This is a genomic window from Methylobacterium pseudosasicola, from assembly GCF_900114535.1.
GTDB lineage: Bacteria > Pseudomonadota > Alphaproteobacteria > Rhizobiales > Beijerinckiaceae > Methylobacterium > Methylobacterium pseudosasicola.
On sequence record NZ_FOTK01000006.1, the window covers coordinates 207,548 to 222,730 of the forward strand.

Annotated in this window: 15 protein-coding genes; 9 read left to right on the plus strand and 6 right to left on the minus strand. The window is 70.3% G+C overall.

Annotated elements, in window-relative coordinates:
- The first annotated feature begins 221 nt into the window (after positions 1–221).
- Entirely contained in the window at positions 222–1,340 is a 1,119-nt protein-coding gene (locus BM228_RS08745; protein WP_092039051.1) for a metallophosphoesterase, read from the plus strand.
- 43 nt (positions 1,341–1,383) lie between these two features.
- Here the strand turns inward: BM228_RS08745 and recF are convergent, their stop codons facing one another.
- Complete coding sequence (gene recF, locus BM228_RS08750; RefSeq protein ID WP_092039053.1) at positions 1,384–2,538, minus strand: DNA replication/repair protein RecF; 1,155 nt, start codon at positions 2,536–2,538, stop codon at positions 1,384–1,386.
- A gap of 487 nt (positions 2,539–3,025) precedes the next feature.
- Positions 3,026–4,147 carry a DNA polymerase III subunit beta gene (gene dnaN / locus BM228_RS08760; RefSeq protein WP_092039057.1) on the minus strand — a complete coding sequence of 374 codons (1,122 nt, stop codon included), beginning with the start codon at positions 4,145–4,147 and terminating at the stop codon, positions 3,026–3,028.
- Positions 4,148–4,368: 221 nt separating this feature from the next.
- On the opposite strand from dnaN, the gene BM228_RS08765 reads away from it, so the two are divergent.
- Positions 4,369–5,679, plus strand: coding sequence for an MFS transporter (locus BM228_RS08765; protein ID WP_092039059.1), 1,311 nt, complete (start codon positions 4,369–4,371; stop codon positions 5,677–5,679).
- A 12-nt stretch (positions 5,680–5,691) separates the two neighbouring features.
- Here BM228_RS08765 and BM228_RS08770 read toward each other — a convergent pair whose 3' ends face one another.
- Positions 5,692–5,913: a hypothetical protein gene (locus BM228_RS08770; protein WP_092039168.1), complete on the minus strand. Its 222-nt coding sequence runs from the start codon at positions 5,911–5,913 to the stop codon at positions 5,692–5,694.
- A gap of 61 nt (positions 5,914–5,974) precedes the next feature.
- The gene (locus BM228_RS08775; RefSeq protein WP_244537069.1) at positions 5,975–7,237 is read right to left on the minus strand and encodes a hypothetical protein; all 1,263 of its coding nucleotides are present in this window, start codon (positions 7,235–7,237) and stop codon (positions 5,975–5,977) included.
- A gap of 330 nt (positions 7,238–7,567) precedes the next feature.
- Here BM228_RS08775 and flgB point away from each other — a divergent pair, with 330 nt between their 5' ends.
- From flgB to flhB, 6 genes are all read left to right on the plus strand, one after another.
- The gene (gene flgB / locus BM228_RS08780) at positions 7,568–7,972 is read left to right on the plus strand and encodes a flagellar basal body rod protein FlgB (protein ID WP_092039063.1); all 405 of its coding nucleotides are present in this window, start codon (positions 7,568–7,570) and stop codon (positions 7,970–7,972) included.
- A 64-nt stretch (positions 7,973–8,036) separates the two neighbouring features.
- The gene (gene flgC, locus BM228_RS08785) at positions 8,037–8,444 is read left to right on the plus strand and encodes a flagellar basal body rod protein FlgC (protein ID WP_092039065.1); all 408 of its coding nucleotides are present in this window, start codon (positions 8,037–8,039) and stop codon (positions 8,442–8,444) included.
- Between the two features lie 32 nt (positions 8,445–8,476).
- The gene (gene fliE, locus BM228_RS08790) at positions 8,477–8,791 is read left to right on the plus strand and encodes a flagellar hook-basal body complex protein FliE (protein ID WP_092039067.1); all 315 of its coding nucleotides are present in this window, start codon (positions 8,477–8,479) and stop codon (positions 8,789–8,791) included.
- A 57-nt stretch (positions 8,792–8,848) separates the two neighbouring features.
- Positions 8,849–9,115, plus strand: coding sequence for a flagellar biosynthesis protein FliQ (gene fliQ, locus BM228_RS08795; RefSeq protein WP_092039069.1), 267 nt, complete (start codon positions 8,849–8,851; stop codon positions 9,113–9,115).
- Positions 9,116–9,166: 51 nt separating this feature from the next.
- Complete coding sequence (fliR, locus tag BM228_RS08800) at positions 9,167–9,928, plus strand: flagellar biosynthetic protein FliR (RefSeq protein WP_092039071.1); 762 nt, start codon at positions 9,167–9,169, stop codon at positions 9,926–9,928.
- A 32-nt stretch (positions 9,929–9,960) separates the two neighbouring features.
- Entirely contained in the window at positions 9,961–11,028 is a 1,068-nt protein-coding gene (gene flhB / locus BM228_RS08805) for a flagellar biosynthesis protein FlhB (protein ID WP_092039073.1), read from the plus strand.
- Positions 11,029–11,190: 162 nt separating this feature from the next.
- On the opposite strand, the gene BM228_RS08810 is transcribed toward flhB, so the two are convergent.
- Together BM228_RS08810 and BM228_RS34615 are read right to left on the minus strand one after the other, a co-directional pair.
- The gene (locus BM228_RS08810) at positions 11,191–11,832 is read right to left on the minus strand and encodes a Shedu anti-phage system protein SduA domain-containing protein (RefSeq protein ID WP_167367695.1); all 642 of its coding nucleotides are present in this window, start codon (positions 11,830–11,832) and stop codon (positions 11,191–11,193) included.
- Positions 11,832–12,107 (minus strand): hypothetical protein, encoded by a 276-nt coding sequence (locus BM228_RS34615; RefSeq protein WP_167367696.1) that lies wholly within the window; start codon positions 12,105–12,107, stop codon positions 11,832–11,834. Before BM228_RS34615 ends, BM228_RS08810 begins: the two co-directional genes overlap by 1 nt.
- 242 nt (positions 12,108–12,349) lie before the next feature.
- On the opposite strand from BM228_RS34615, the gene cckA reads away from it, so the two are divergent.
- On the plus strand, positions 12,350–15,073 hold the full coding sequence (cckA, locus tag BM228_RS08815; protein ID WP_092039169.1) for a cell cycle histidine kinase CckA: 2,724 nt from the start codon (positions 12,350–12,352) through the stop codon (positions 15,071–15,073).
- The last annotated feature ends 110 nt before the right edge of the window (positions 15,074–15,183 follow it).

Below are 15,183 nucleotides of genomic sequence, written 5' to 3' on the forward strand. Positions count from 1 at the left end.
CGGCCCGATGCGGTTGCGCGACGGTCTCTATCAATCGTTCGTACGGCTAAGCTGAAATTGGCAAAGCCGACCGCGACTGACAAGCTCGGCCTTTACGTCGAGACTGTGGCCAAAACTTTTCGGCACTCGCACCCGGCGCGGAATCCGGCTCGAACCACGCCCGTCCCGGAGGCCACGCGGCAAGCTTTGCCTTCGGGCGTCGCCCCTCCATGTAGCGGCTCATGATCCGCCTCATCCCCAGCCTGCCCGCTGTCTATGTCATCGCGCGGGGGGTGTGGCCGCTGCCATGGCCGCTCGCGCTCAAGCTCGGCTTGGCCGGCGTTTTACTGGTCGCGTCCCAGTTCCACCTGTGGAGCCGCCTCTCCTCCGGCTCGGTCTTCGCACCGGAGTTTCCCCGCCCGGTGGTGGTCCTGTTCAACTGGGCGTTCGGCGGGATCGCGCTGGCGGCACCTATGCTGCTCGCCCTCGACGCGGCAGCGCTGGCCTCTCTGGTCCTGTCCGGGGGCGGTTGGGTGATCCCCGCCGCCTGGCGCTACACGGTGGCCCTCGTGGCCGCACTCCTGGCGGCGATCGCCGTGTGGCAGGCCGTGCGCGTGCCGCCGTTGAAGGACCTTTCCGTCGCGATCGCGGACCTGCCCCCCGGCTTCGACGGCTACACGATCCTGCACCTGACCGATCTGCACATCAGCCGGCTGTTCCCTGCCGACTGGGCGCGGGCCGTCGTCGCGCGGGCCAACGACCTCGGCACCGACCTGATCGCGGTGACGGGCGACTTCATCGACGGTTCGCTCGCGTCCCGACGGGACGATGTCGAACCCCTGCGCGCCCTGCGGGCGCGGGACGGCGTCTGGGCCGTGCCGGGCAACCACGAGTATTTCTTCGATCACAATTCCTGGATGCGCCACCTCGCGGGGCTGGGGATCGGCATCCTCGCCAACGCCCACACGGTCCTGAACCGCGACGGCGGCGCGCTGGTGCTGGCGGGCGTGACCGACCGCTCGGCACCCGCCACCGGCCACCCGGGACCGGATCTCGAGGCCGCCCTGGCCGGTGCCCCGGCAAGCGCGCCGATCGTGCTGCTGGATCACCAGCCGGCCCGGGCCGCGCGGGCGGCGTCGCGCGGGGTGGCGCTGCAACTCTCCGGCCATACCCACGGCGGCATGATCCGCGGCCTGGACCGGCTGGTGGCGCGCGGCAATGCCGGGTTCGTCTCCGGCGCGTACCGGGTCGGCGCCATGCTGCTCTACGTCAGCAACGGCACCGGGCTGTGGCCCGGCTTCGCCCTCCGCCTCGGTCGCCCATCCGAGCTGACGCGGATCACCTTGCGGCGCGGGTCCTGACGCGGATCCGATCGCGGAAGTCAGCCGATATTCCGGCGCCCCGTCACCCCCCGATCCGCAGCACCTCGGTCCGGTCGCCCGCCTGCGCGAAGGCGGCCGGGTCGGCGCCGGTCATCCAGACCTGGCCGGGCAGGGCGTCGAGGGCCTCGAACAGGCCGGCGCGGCGGCGGGGGTCGAGATGCGCCGCGACCTCGTCGAGCAGGATCATCGGGGCGATGCCGCTCATCGCCCGGACCAGCCGGGCATGGGCCAGGACCAGGCCGATCAGCAGGGCCTTCTGCTCGCCCGTGGAGGCGGTTCCGGCCGGGACGTCCTTGGGGCCGTGGCGGACCACGAGGTCGGTGGTCTGCGGCCCGGTAAGGGTGCGGCCGGCGGCCCGGTCGCGGTTGCGGCCGTTGCGGAGCGCCAGGCGGAAGCGATCCTCCGCCTCGATGGCCGGCCAGACCGCCACGAGGTCGTCGAGATCGCCTTCCAGCCGGATCGACGCCCAGGGGAAAGGCTGCGCGTCGTCCCGGGTCTCGGCGATCAGGCGGTCCAACCGCTCGGCGGTCTCGCGACGGGCCAAGGCCACGGCGACGCCGAGCTCGGCCACCTCCCGTTCCACGGCGTCGAGCCAGCGGCCGTCATCGGGCCGGTCCTCCAGCAGGCGGTTGCGCGAGCGCAGGGCCCGCTCCATAGCCGAGACCCGCGCCCCGTGGCCGGCATCCACCGCCAGGACCAGCCGGTCGAGGAACCGGCGCCGGTCGCCGGCCGCGCCGCGGAACAGCCCGTCGAGATCCGGGGTCAGCCAGACCACCCGGACGAACTCGCTGAACGCCACAGGCGAGGAAGCGGGGGCGCCGTCGATGCGGCAGAGCCGGCTCGTGCGCCCGTCCGGCCCCGGCGGCTCCAGCCCCGTGCCGAGGCGATGCTCGGCGCCGTCCCGGTCGAGGGTGAGCGACACGGCAAAGCCCCCCGGGCCGTCGACGCGCGCCATGGCGGCGAACTCCGCCCGGCGCAGGCCCCGCCCCGGCACGAACAGGGAGATCGCCTCGAGCAAGTTGGTCTTGCCCGCGCCATTCTCGCCGACCAGGGCCACGAAGCGGGCACCGGGATTGAGTTCGAGGTCGGCGTGGTTGCGGAAGTCGCGGGCGATCAACCGGGTGATGCGCTGGGTCGGCCCGCTGGTCTCGATCTCCGCATCGAGAATATCGGTCATCGGTGGATCCGGGGTGCGAGCCGGACGATGCTCACCGCCCCCCTTGGTTCGACCATCCTGTTCAATCGCCTCGTTCTGAGGCGCCCGCATCGGCTCCCCACGCAGAAGGTCGCCAGAATTCTTTGCGCGATCCGCAAGCCTCCCGAGAAGCCGCCGTTGCGCTCCGGCACCTCAGGATGAGTGGCCGGGTTCGGATGAATATTGAGCCGCCGGCCGTTTCGCCAGCAGCCCGGCCTGCTTCAGTTCGGCGCGACGATAAAGGTCAGGCGCCGGCCTCTCCCGGGTCAGCGATACGCGCTGCCAACGCGTCCAGCGCCACGTCGAGCGGTTCGTAGTCTCCGCTCTCGGCACCCTCTCGCCAGGCCGCTCGCAACATCGCGAGATGATCGTCCGCCCGGATCGGCGCCGCGACGCCAGCCGCGGCCGGCTGATCGAGCGAGGCTGCTAGGTCAAGAGCGCGGGCGGATGGTCTCGGCACAGCGAAATCCTACACCCGCATCGGCATCAGCACGTACAGGGCCGGCGCGCCCTCGCGGTCCTGGATCAGGGTCGGCGAACCCGGGTCGGCGAGCTTGAACAGGGCGGTGTCGCCCTCGAGCTGGGCGGTGATGTCGAGCAGGTAGCGGGCGTTGAAGCCGATATCGAGGCCCGCCGCCTCGTAGTCGACGTCGAGCTCCTCCGTGGCGCTGCCCGAGTCCGGATTGTTGACCGAGAGCGCCAAGCGCCCCTCGGCGAGCCCGAGCTTCACGGCGCGCCCACGCTCGGACGAGATCGTCGAGACCCGGTCCACCGCCTTGGCGAAGGCGTCGCGCTCCACGGTCAGCCGCTTGTCGTTGTTGGCCGGGATCACCCGCTGGTAGTCGGGGAAGGTGCCGTCGATCAGCTTGGAGATCAGGGTCAGGCCGCCGGCGAAGCGCAGGCGGATCTTGGCGGGGGACAGGTCGACCGCGACGGTCTCGCCGCCGTCGTCCAAGAGCTTCTGGATCTCGGCCACCGCCTTGCGGGGCACGATCACGCCGGGCATGCCGACGCTGCCCTGCGGGGCCGGGATCTCGACCCGGGCGAGGCGGTGGCCGTCGGTGGCGACCGCGCGCATCACCGGGCCGTTCTCGGTCTCCAGCGTGTGCAGGTAGATGCCGTTGAGATAGTAGCGCGTCTCCTCGGTGGAGATGGCGAATTGCGTCTTGTCGATCAGGCGCTTGAGGTCGGCGCTCGCGATCTCGAAACCGTGCGGCATCTCGCCGGCGGCCAGATCCGGGAAGTCGCCCTCCGGCAGGGCGCCGAGCGCGAAGCGCGAGCGGCCCGAGCGGATCGTCATCTGGCCGGATTCACCACCGGTCTCCAGCGAGACCTGGGCGCCGTCGGGCAGCTTGCGCACGATGTCGTAGATCACGTGCGCCGGCACCGTGGTGGCGCCCGGATCGGCCACGTCGGCCGGCACGCTCTCGGTGACCTCGATGTCGAGGTCGGTCGCGCGCAGCTGCAGGCTCGACCCGTCCGAACGCAAGAGCACGTTCGACAGGATCGGGATCGTGTTGCGGCGCTCGACGACCCGGTGCACGTGGCCGAGCGACCTGAGCAGGGCCGCGCGCTCGACGGTGACTCTCATCGCAGTACTCAAGTGATGTGGGAGGGCGCCGCGGCCGGCATCCCTCACGAAAACAGGCCGATCAGCTTGGCGAAGGGGGCGGGCGAACGCAAGGCCGCCGTCGCGGCATCGCACAGCTACGCCGCCCTCCGATGGGATTCAGGGTTTCCGCCGGGGCCGCCCCGTGCGAAAGCGCCGCGCTTACCGTGACACGGCAAAGGCCGCCTGAGTCCCAACAGATCATGCTGAAGACGAACGAGACCGCGGGCCCGACCGGCGCCGCACCGAGCGCTAGTCCCGGCCGCATTCTGGCCGCGAGCTTCGTCGGCACCGCGATCGAGTTCTTCGATTTCTACATCTACGCCACCGCGACCGCCCTGGTGATCGGCCCGGTCTTCTTTCCGGCCGGCGCCCCCGGGGTGCAGCAGCTCAGCGCCTTCGCGACCTTCGCGATCGCGTTCATCGCGCGGCCGTTCGGGGCGGCCCTGTTCGGGCATTTCGGCGACCGGGTCGGCCGCAAGGCGACCCTGGTGGCGTCGCTGCTGATCATGGGCCTGTCCACCGTCCTGATCGGCTGCCTGCCGACCTACGCCACGGCCGGCTGGTGGGCGCCTGCCGCCCTGTGCATCCTGCGCTGCGGCCAGGGCATCGGCTTCGGCGGCGAGTGGGGCGGGGCGGCCCTGCTGGCGGTGGAGAACGCGCCGCCGGGCAAGCGCGCCTGGTACGGCATCTTCCCGCAGCTCGGCGCGCCGGTGGGCTTCATCCTGGCCAATCTCGGCTTCCTGTGCCTGAGCTTCGGCCTGTCGCCCGAGAGTTTTCAAGCCTGGGGCTGGCGGCTTCCGTTCCTGGCCTCGGCCGCCCTGGTCGGCGTCGGGCTCTATGTCCGCCTGAAGCTCACCGAGACGCCCGCCTTCAAGGCGGCGCTCACTGAGACGAAGCCCGAGCGCGTGCCCTTCGCCACGATGCTGACCCAGCACGGGGGCGCGGTCCTGATCGGCACCTTCGCCATGGTGGCGGTCTACGCGGTGTTCTACCTCTCGACGGTGTTCGCCCTCGGCTACGGCACCGGGACGCTGGGCTACACCCGGCCGACCTTCCTGCTGTTCGAGTGCATCGCGGTCTGCTTCATGGCCCTCGGGACCGTGATCTCGGGCGCGGCCGCCGACCGCTTCGGGCGCAAGCCGGTTCTGCTCTCCGGCATGGCTGCGGTGTTCGCCCTCGGCTTCCTGATGGGGCCGATGCTCGGGAACGCGGCCGCTGCCGGGACCTGGCCGCCGGTGCTCAGCTTCCTCTGCCTCAGCCTGCTGGCGATGGGCTGGGTGTTCGGCCCCATGGGCGCGGTTCTGCCGGAGCTGTTCCCGACTCGGGTCCGCTACACGGGCGCCTCGGTGACCTACAACCTCGCCGGGATCCTGGGCGCCTCGGGCGCGCCCTACATCGTCCAGGAGCTGGCCTCCTATGGCGGCATCGGGTTCGTCGGCTTCTATCTCGCGGCTGCGGCTGTGCTGAGCTTCGTCGCCGTGCTCGCCATGCGGGAATCGGCGTACGACTGACGGGTCCGCTTGTCAGGCGCGGGCTTGAGCCGCCGGCTCGTAGCGGCCGAGGAACCGGGTCCGGTCCCACAGCTCGATCGCCGCGTCGGCGACCATGGCCCGGGCGCGGCGGCGCGCCTGCGTGTCGTCCTCGGCCGGCACGATCTCGGCCGAGAAGACAAGGCCGGCTCGGTCGAGCGTGAACGCGCGGTAGGCGCGGTTTCGCTGGGCGGTCTGGGCATCCAGGTTGAGCATCGGGTCCTCCTCGGGCCCCGAGCTTTCCGGCATGCGGTTAACCGTCCGTAAACGCCGGCCTTCAGGTCCGCTTGTCCAGCGGGCGTCCGAGGAGGCGCGCGAACTCGGCCTCGATCTCCTCCACGGAGAACGGGTTGCCGGCCGCCTTCGGCTCCGGCCGCGGTGCCGGCGGGGGCGCGGGAGGCGTCGCCGGCGAGGCGACCTTCGGCACGGGCGGCGGGGGCGGGGGCGCCACAGGCGATGCCGGCGCCGACGGCCGGGGAGGCTCCTGGGCCACCGGAGGCTCCGGGGCGGGCGCGACGACCGGCGGCTCGGGCGCTGCAGCCGGCGAGGGCGCCGGCTCGCGGGGCGGCGGCGCAGGCGGGACCGGCGGCGTAGCGGCGGCCATGGTCGCGGCCACCGGGTCGACCACCGGCCCGGGCGCCGGGGCAGCAGCCTGCGGGGCGGGCGTTACGGCGGAGGTCGGGCGCGACAGGGCGGCCTGGAGCTGCTTGGCCATGTCGGACAGCACCGCCGGATCGACCGAACGGCGCTCGGACGGGACGGTCAGGCTCGGCGCAGTCCGGACGGGCTCCTCGCGCTCGGGGGCGGGCTCCGGCTTGCGCTCCGAGGCGGGATTGGGCCGCGGGTCGGCCAGCGGCGGCGCGGTGCGGCTCAAGATCCGCCGAGGCGAGAGTGTTTCCCGGAGCGGCGGGGCAAGGGGGGGCGGGGCAGGCGCTGGCGCCTCGGTGGAGCGGGGTTGCAGGACCACGGGGGTCGAGACCTCCTGGCCGGGCTCGTCGCCCCCGAGCAGGCTGACGTCGAGCGGGAATGTCACCGGCGGCGCGGCGGCCGAGCGCGGGACCGGCGGCGGCACGACCACCGGCATCTCGAAGCCCGGATCGAACAGCGGCTCGGAGCGGCGACCGGCGATCTCGGCCAGGGCCCGGGGCGGCTCGGCCAGGCGTCCGCCCTGCGCCAGCGGATCCGGCAGCGGCTCGGCCATGGGCTCGGCCCCCGCATCGGCGCGCAGGGCGGCCTCGGGGAGGGGGCGCTGGGTGCGCTGGATGTTGCGCTCGACCACCACATCGTTCGGGCCGCCTACGAGGAGCAGGTGCTCGACATTGTCCCGGCGCAGCAGGATCAGCTGCCGGGCCCGGTCGAGCTCGTACACGTCAACGATGCCGAGCCGGGGCTGGCGCCCACGGGCGGGGGTGCGCCCGGGCAGCGTCAGGCTGCGTCCGGTCAGGCGCCGCACCGTGAACACGATCGCGGCCAACGCCGTGAAGATGACGGCGAAGATCACGACATACTGGACGATGGGGGAGCCCTCAGAACCGAACACGGATTGCAGCCATGGCAAGGTTACGCACTCGCACGTTCCGGCCGCCGCGGGGCCGCGCCCGGCACGAGCCTCGCTCATACCACGCCGCCGGCCCCGCCAGGCAAACGACGTTAAGACTTCGTTAACAGGCCCTTAAGTTTAGCGCTATCAAGACAAGAGGTTGTGAAGGACCTCCCCGGGCTATCCCCAGGAAGGTCACAGGCCGACCGCGGGACAGCCGTCGGAAGGCATAGCGGCAGCGGCGGCACTTAACGGTGCGTTAACCATGCAGGCGGCAGATTTTGCCGAGCCCGCCCGATCCCGCGCGGCGTCGCGAGACCGGAGTCGACCGTGGCCCTGACCGACCTGCCGATCCTGGGGATGCTGCGCACCCGGATGCAGTGGGCCCAGGCGCGCCAGGGTCTGATCGCCGAGAACGTGGCCAACGCCGACATGCCGGGCTTCAAGCCCCGCGACCTGGCGGACCTGCGCTTCGACCGGGCGACCGGAACAGCGGTTTCCGCCTCACCCGGCCTGGCGCTGACAAGCCCGGCCCATATCGCGCCGCCCGGCCAGTCCGAGGCCGGGGCCGATGCCAAGGGCGCCAAGCGCTTCGAGGTCCGTCCGAGCGGCAACGCGGTCAACCTCGAGGACGAGATGATGAAGGCCGGCGACAACCAGTCCGACTACCAGCTCGCCGCCTCGCTCTACCAGCACAGCCTGACCACCCTGAAGATCGCCATCGGCAAGAGCTGACCTTTCGGACGCAGATCGATCGGACGTGTTGTCGAAGCGCGCGGCGGAAAAGGGGCCCTGAGCCATGGAATTCAGCAAGTCGCTCACCGTCGCGGCCGCCGGCCTCAAGGCGCAATCGGGCCGGATGCGGATCATCGCCGAGAACATCGCCAACGCGGATTCCGCTCCGGCCTCGGCCGGCGCCGAGCCCTACCGCCGCAAGATCCCGTCCTTCACCAGCCACATGGATCCGGAGACCGGAGCCAAGCTGGTGGAGGCCGGCCGGGTCCGGCGCGACCCGTCCGCGTTCCGGACCAAGTACGAGCCCGGCAACCCCGCGGCCAACGCCCGGGGCGAAGTGCAGATGCCCAACGTCAACGCGCTGATCGAGAACATGGATCTGCGCGAGGCCCAGCGCTCCTACGAGGCGAATCTCAACATGGTGACGTCCACGCGCAAGATGCTGTCGCAGACGCTGTCGATCCTCAAGTGAGCGCGCACGTGAACGCGAAGGAAGCCTGATCGATGGCGACGAGCAATTTCGCGGCGGGTGCCTACGCGGCCGTCCAGGGCATGGCCAACGGCCGGCCCGCTCCAAAAGTCCAGTCGACCGGCGAGACCGGCGGCGACTTCATGCAGCTCCTCGGCAACGCCCTGGACAATGTCGGCGATGCCGGGCGGCGGGCCGACGGCCAGGCGTTCTCGGCCGCCGCCGGCAAGGCCAACGTCGTCGACGTGGTCACGGCGGTGGCTGAGAGCGAGACCGCCCTGCAGACCATGGTGGCGGTGCGCGACCGCATGATCTCTGCCTACGAAGAGATCATGCGGATGCAGATTTAAGCATGCCCCGGCCGGATCCCGGATTTCCCCTGCCTGCCCTTTGAGCAAGACGCCCCAATGACCGGCCTCGCCATCCTCGATGTCGCCCGCGACGGCATCTTCGTCTTCCTCAAGGTCGCCGGGCCCCTGATGCTGGTCGCGCTCGCGGTGGGGCTGATCGTGTCGCTGATCCAGGCGCTCACGCAGGTCCAGGAACAGACCCTGATCTACGTGCCCAAAATCGTGGCGGTGTTCGCCACTCTCCTCCTGATGCTGCCCTTCATCGGCGACGCCATGGCCGGCTACATGACCCGCATCGCCGCCCGCATCGCGACGGGCGGGTGATGGCGTCCTGCGGCGCGACAGGAGCGGCGCGCCCGTGCCATAGGGGCGGCGATGAACCTGCTCCTGCCCGGCATCGCCTCGGCCTATCTGATCACCTTCGCCCGGGTCGGCACGCTGATCATGCTGATGCCGGGCGTCGGCGAGCAGATGGTGTCGCCGCGTCTGCGGCTGGCCTTCGCGCTGCTGACCGCGCTGGTGCTGTTCCCGACCGTGCGCCCGCTGCTCGGCGGCACCGAGGGCCTGGCCGGTCCCCGGCTGATCGGGCTGCTGTTCGCCGAGACGATCGTCGGGCTGGTGCTCGGCCTGTCGGTCCGGATGGTGCTGGCCGCCCTGCAGACCGCCGGGCTGATCATCTCGCAGCAGCTCGGCTTGGCCTATGCCATGTCGGTGGATCCGAGCATGGGCGGGCAGCAGGCGGCGCTCGGCAACTTCCTCTCGCTGCTGGGCGTCACGCTGATCTTCGCCGCCGACCTGCACCATCTCGCCATCGAGGGCTTGGCGCAGAGCTACGTGGTGCTGCCCCCGGACGGGGTGCCGGCCTTCTCGGACGCGCTGATGCTGGCGCTGAAGGCGCTCACCCGCGGCTTCACCCTGGCGGTGCAGATCTCCGGGCCGTTCATCGCCTTCGGCCTGCTGTTCAACCTCGGGCTCGGGGTGCTGTCGCGGCTGATGCCGCAATTGCAGGTGTTCTTCCTGGCGGTCCCGGCCTCGGTGCTCATCGGCATGCTGATCCTGATGGGCTCGCTCGGCATCATGATGGGCGTTTTTCTGGACGATCTCGGCCGGTATCTCGGCGAGTTCGTCGGGCGCTGAGCGTCCACACGCACTGAGGTCGAGCGGAAAACATGGCCGAGGGCGCGGAGCAGGAAGACAAGACGGAGGAGCCGACCCAGCGGCGGCTCGATCAGGCGATCGAGCGCGGCGACGTCGCGACCAGCGCCGAGATCAACACCTTCGCGATCCTCGGCGCCTTCACGCTGGCCCTGCTGATCGCGGCGCCCACCATCGCCCAGAACCTGACTCAGGGCCTGAAAGCCTTTCTCGCCAACGCCCACACCCTGCCGGACGACGCCACCGCCATGAAGCAGGCGGCGACCCGGGGCCTCTGGCTGTGGCTCGAGGCCGTGGCGGTGCCGGTCGGGATGGCGGCGGTGGCCGGCCTCGCCGCCGGCCTGCTCCAGCACCCGCTGGTGCTCACCACCGAAACCCTGATGCCGAAATTCGATCGGATCTCGCCGATGGCCGGGGTCAAGCGGCTGATGGGGATCGAGGCCCTGTTCCAGTTCGGCAAGGGCCTCGCCAAGATCAGCGCGGTCGGCATCGTCGGCGCGGTCCTACTCTGGAACGACCGCGACCGGCTCGAGGTGTTCGCGAAGCTCGATCCGGTCGGGTGCCTGCCGGCGCTCTTCTCGCTCAGCCTGCGGCTGCTCGCCGGCATGCTGTGCATGCACTTGGCGATCACGCTGGGCGACGCGCTCTACGCGCGGTTCCGCTGGCGCAAGCGCCACCGCATGTCGAAGGAGGAGATGAAGCAGGAGATGAAGGAGGCGGACGGCAATCCGGAGGTCAAGGGCCGCATGAAGCAGCTCCGCATGGCCCGGGTGAAGAAGCGGATGATGGCCGCCGTTCCGACCGCCACCGTGGTGGTGACCAACCCGACCCACTACGCGGTGGCTTTGCGCTACGAGACCGGCATGGCCGCGCCGATTTGCGTCGCCAAGGGCGTCGATGCCCTGGCCCTGCGGATCCGCACCGTGGCGGCCGAGCACGGCGTCGCGGTGATCGAGAACCCGCCGCTCGCCCGCGCCCTGCACGCCACCGTGGAGATCGACCGCGAGATCCCGGCCGAGCATTACCGGGCGGTGGCGGAAGTCATCGGCTTCGTCCTGCGCCTGCGGCGAAGGGCGGCGTAGAGCTGGCGCCGCCAGACCTGCGCCGCCCGGTTTCAAGGCGCTAAGATCTCCACCCGGAGAAGGAGCCGACGCGAAGGATCAGAGGAGTGGTCGGCGGCAAGCCGCGCTCACCGTGCGTCCCTTGCTTTTGTATCCTACAGTTCGGTGCATGCCTGCCACCTGTCAGGGGGCCGCGTGATCCATCCTTTTCAGACCGAGCCACATTTCGAAGTCGCTATAAAGCTCATCAAATGTCACCAGGACCAGCATGAAGCTGTCGGCCTTGACCTTGTTGCGCCGCCACTCCCACCGGTCCTTGCGGACCGAGGTCGACAGAGAGGTGGAGCGTCCGATGACAAGCACGCCCACGATATTCGGCCGCTCGCCACCGAAGGCATCCACGTAATCGGCGGTCTTCCGGTAGTGATCGAGCGCCCAAGTCCAGTCGACGACTTGGCTGAACCCCTTCTCGAATGCGCGCGCCCACGTATCGATACCGCGCTCGCTCGCTTCGAACATATGCCGATCGGATGCGCCTTCGAACTCGATCAGGCAGATATTGTCAGTCCCGGCGCGGCGGACGGTAAGATCGGTCCGGAAATGGGGGAGGATCCGGAACTCGCGCCTGATCAGATCGCCGACGCCCAAGCGGGCGTTGTATTTCCCCATCATGGCGCAGAGATTGGGCCAGGTCTTGAAATTGGCGAGGACCTGATCGCGCTCGGCGAGATCGGCGTTGGTGTCGAGGAGAATCTTGAATTCCGCGAGTTCGGCCTCCGCGTCCGTCAGATTGAAGACGTGGACGTCGAAAGAGGGCTTCGCCATCAGTCTCGGGCTACAACCGAGGTGATGACGATCGCGTCGCCCTCGTTCTCGAAGAGCACCCGCAGATCGCCGGCAGGCGCGACGAAGGCGTTGTCGACCCCGACGATCTTCCTGACCTTCGCCGCGTCGAGCACGCTCGCCTTGATCGTCGCCAGCGCAGCGTCGGCCTTGGCCTTGTCGAATGGGTGCAGCGACGCAATCATGTTCGCCGCCCTGTTGCTGACGCGCACGCATGGGCTGCCTGAGCCCATTTCCTGTCGCCGTGCCGTGGCCATCGCCGACTCCCCTGTCCTCGATCGGCAAACGCAATATGGGGTCTGCCGAGACGGCCGTCCATCGCGCCGGCGTGCCACTCCGTATCCGAAGGCGCGGAAAAGCCACGCTTCCTCCACCTTTTTTCGCGAGGCTGCATCAAGGCTTGGCGCGACGCGAACGGCGCGACGAGAGTGATGCCGTGCTGCCCGAGCCCTGCTATGGCCGGCGGGCCTAACCGGGTGATTGTTCTGGAATGATGCCGATGGCCGACGTCACTGGACCTCCGGCGCCCGCGACGGGCACGCAGATCGCGGGTACTCATGGGAACGGCGCGATCGACCGCTCGGAGCAGCCGGGCCGGGTCGGGCTGCTGCTCGTGCTCGCGGGCCTTCTGGTCGGGGCCGCGATCGGCCTGTCCTTCGTGGCCAACGAGCAGGCCCAGTCGCTGATCGTCTGGCTGCTCGCCCTGCTGGCGATGGCCGGCGTGTTCTTCCTGTTCGCGCTCGCCATCGGGGCGCTGCAGCTCAGCGGCACCGCCACCCGGGACGACATCACCAAGGGCATCGTCGACGCCTCGCCGGACGGGGCGCTGGTGGTCGAGGATGGCGGCCGGCTGATCTACGCCAACGAGGCGTATCTGCGTGTGGCCGGCGGCGACGCGTTCTCGAACCTCGTGCCGGTGGAGCGCATCCTGGTCGGCTCGCCGGAGGTTTCGGAGGCGGTCTACCGCCTGTCGCAGGCCTCGCGCGATGGACGCGCGCACACCGAAGAAATCCGGATGTCGCCGCCGCTCGGACCGCAGGCGCACGAGCGCGGCTTCGGCTGGTACCGGGTCTCGGTGCGTCCCCTGGCGCGCCCGCGCCGGGCCGCCTCGCTCTGGACGGTGGCCGACATCACCGCCGAGCGCGAGCGCCAGGAGAACGTCTTCCAGGAGCTCCAGCACGCGATCGACTATCTCGACCACGCCCCGGCGGGCTTCCTGTCGATCGATCCGGCCGGCGCGATCGTCTACATGAACGCGACGCTGGCGGCCTGGCTCGGCTACGACCTGGCGAGCGTCGGCCCCGGCGGCCCGCACCTCACCGAGATCGCCCCGGAAGCCGACGTCCTGGTCCGCACCGCCGGCCTGCCCGGCGAGGTCCGCACCGACCGGTTCGACCTCGACCTGCGCCGCCGCAACGGCCACACCCTGCCGGTGCGGCTCTACCACCGCGTCGCCTTCGGCAAGGACGGCAAGCCCGGCTCGTCGCGGACCTTCGTCATCAACCGCTCGGCCGGGGCCGAGACCGACGAGCCGCAGCGCGCCGCCGAGGTGCGGCTCGCCCGGTTCCTCAACAATTCCCCGATCGCCATCGCGACCCTCGACCGGTCCGGGCGGATCGCCCGGGCCAACACCTCGTTCACCCGCCTGTTCGGCACGGTGCCGCGCCAGGCCGACGAGGGCGGCCCGGAGGGGGAGGGCAATCAGGGCGCCGAGCCCAACGTCGCCGACTCGGTGGTCGATCGCGCCTCCCTGGAGGCCGGCCTCGCCCGGGCCGCCAGCGGCCTGTCCGATCCGGAGCCGATCGAGGTCCAGCTCAGCGGCCCGGGCGGGCGCTCGGCGCGGCTCTGGCTCAGCCCGGCCGACAGCAGCGACGCGACCCAGAAGGCCGACGAGGCCGAGCGCGTCATCCTGTACGCCCTCGACACCACGGCGCAGCGGCAGCTGGAACAGCAGGTCGCCCAGGCTCAGAAGATGAACGCGGTCGGCCAGCTCGCCGGCGGCATCGCGCACGACTTCAACAACGTCCTTCAGGCGATCATCGGCTATTCGGACCTGCTGCTGGCGAGCCACCGGCCGACCGATCCGGCCTTCCAGGACATCATGCAGATCAAGCAGAACGCCAACCGGGCGGCGGGCCTCGTCCGCCAGCTCCTGGCGTTCTCCCGCCGCCAGACCCTGCGTCCGGAGGTGATGAATGTCGGGGAGGGGCTCTCGGAGCTGACCCTGCTGCTCAAGCGGCTCTTGGGCGAGCGCGTCGCCCTGGAGCTGAAGCACGGCCGGGACGTCTGGCCGGTGAAGGCCGACGTCAACCAGTTCGAGCAGGTGATCGTGAACCTCGCGGTCAACGCCCGCGACGCGATGCCGGACGGCGGCAAGCTGATGATCCGCACCGAGAACGTGACCGATCCGGGCCCGGCCGCGACCGTGGACGGGCGGGGCGGCGCACCCGCGGGCGACCACGTGCTCATCGAGGTGCGCGACACCGGCCAGGGCATCCCCGCCGAGCTGATGGAGAAGATCTTCGAGCCGTTCTTCACCACCAAGGAGATCGGCAAGGGCACCGGCCTCGGGCTCTCGACGGTGTTCGGCATCGTCAAGCAATCCGGCGGCACCATCGACGTGCAGTCGAAGATCGGGGAGGGGACCGCCTTCCGCATCTACCTGCCTCGGCACATCCCGGTGGCGGAGCCGGAAGAGACCGCGCCCGCGATCCCGGCCCTGCCGCGGGCCGACATGCCGGCCTCCGCGCGCACCGCATCGGAGCCGGCGAAGCCGAATGAGCAGGGCGACACCCAGAAAACCCCGGCCGCGGAGAAGCCCGCGCCGCGCAAGCCCGCGGCCGACCATACCGGGCAGGGGACCATCCTGCTGGTTGAGGACGAGGATCCCGTCCGGGCGGTCAACAGCCGGGCGCTCTCGGCCCGCGGCTACACGGTGCTGGAGGCTGCTTCCGGCCTGGAGGCTCTGGCGATCGTGCGCGAGGGCAGCCAGCCGATCGACCTCGTCGTCTCCGATGTCGTTATGCCCGAGATGGACGGCCCGACCCTGCTGCGCGAAGTCCGCAAGCACCAGCCCGACCTGAAGGTGATCTTCGTTTCCGGGTACGCCGAGGACGCGTTCCGCAAGAACCTGCCCGAGGGCGAGGCCTTCAACTTCCTACCGAAGCCCTTCAGCCTGAAGCAGCTGGTCGAGACCGTGAAGAAGACCATGGCCGCCGACTGACACGGCATCGGCCTCGACCCGGTGGAGAACCTGCGCGCCGCCCCGTTCGGGCGGCGTTCTCGTGTTCGGCACCCTTGCTGAAATAGAACAAAACAGGTACACAGACGCGG

What these genes read in the sequence shown, in the direction of transcription:
- BM228_RS08745 (WP_092039051.1), top strand. Translation starts at nt 222, where the DNA reads ATGATCCGCCTCATCCCCAGCCTGCCCGCTGTCTATGTCATCGCGCGG.
- recF (WP_092039053.1), bottom strand. Translation starts at nt 2,538, where the DNA reads ATGACCGATATTCTCGATGCGGAGATCGAGACCAGCGGGCCGACCCAG.
- dnaN (WP_092039057.1), bottom strand. Translation starts at nt 4,147, where the DNA reads ATGAGAGTCACCGTCGAGCGCGCGGCCCTGCTCAGGTCGCTCGGCCAC.
- BM228_RS08765 (WP_092039059.1), top strand. Translation starts at nt 4,369, where the DNA reads ATGCTGAAGACGAACGAGACCGCGGGCCCGACCGGCGCCGCACCGAGC.
- BM228_RS08770 (WP_092039168.1), bottom strand. Translation starts at nt 5,913, where the DNA reads ATGCTCAACCTGGATGCCCAGACCGCCCAGCGAAACCGCGCCTACCGC.
- flgC (WP_092039065.1), top strand. Translation starts at nt 8,037, where the DNA reads ATGGAATTCAGCAAGTCGCTCACCGTCGCGGCCGCCGGCCTCAAGGCG.
- fliE (WP_092039067.1), top strand. Translation starts at nt 8,477, where the DNA reads ATGGCGACGAGCAATTTCGCGGCGGGTGCCTACGCGGCCGTCCAGGGC.
- fliQ (WP_092039069.1), top strand. Translation starts at nt 8,849, where the DNA reads ATGACCGGCCTCGCCATCCTCGATGTCGCCCGCGACGGCATCTTCGTC.
- fliR (WP_092039071.1), top strand. Translation starts at nt 9,167, where the DNA reads ATGAACCTGCTCCTGCCCGGCATCGCCTCGGCCTATCTGATCACCTTC.
- flhB (WP_092039073.1), top strand. Translation starts at nt 9,961, where the DNA reads ATGGCCGAGGGCGCGGAGCAGGAAGACAAGACGGAGGAGCCGACCCAG.
- BM228_RS08810 (WP_167367695.1), bottom strand. Translation starts at nt 11,832, where the DNA reads ATGGCGAAGCCCTCTTTCGACGTCCACGTCTTCAATCTGACGGACGCG.
- BM228_RS34615 (WP_167367696.1), bottom strand. Translation starts at nt 12,107, where the DNA reads ATGGCCACGGCACGGCGACAGGAAATGGGCTCAGGCAGCCCATGCGTG.
- cckA (WP_092039169.1), top strand. Translation starts at nt 12,350, where the DNA reads ATGGCCGACGTCACTGGACCTCCGGCGCCCGCGACGGGCACGCAGATC.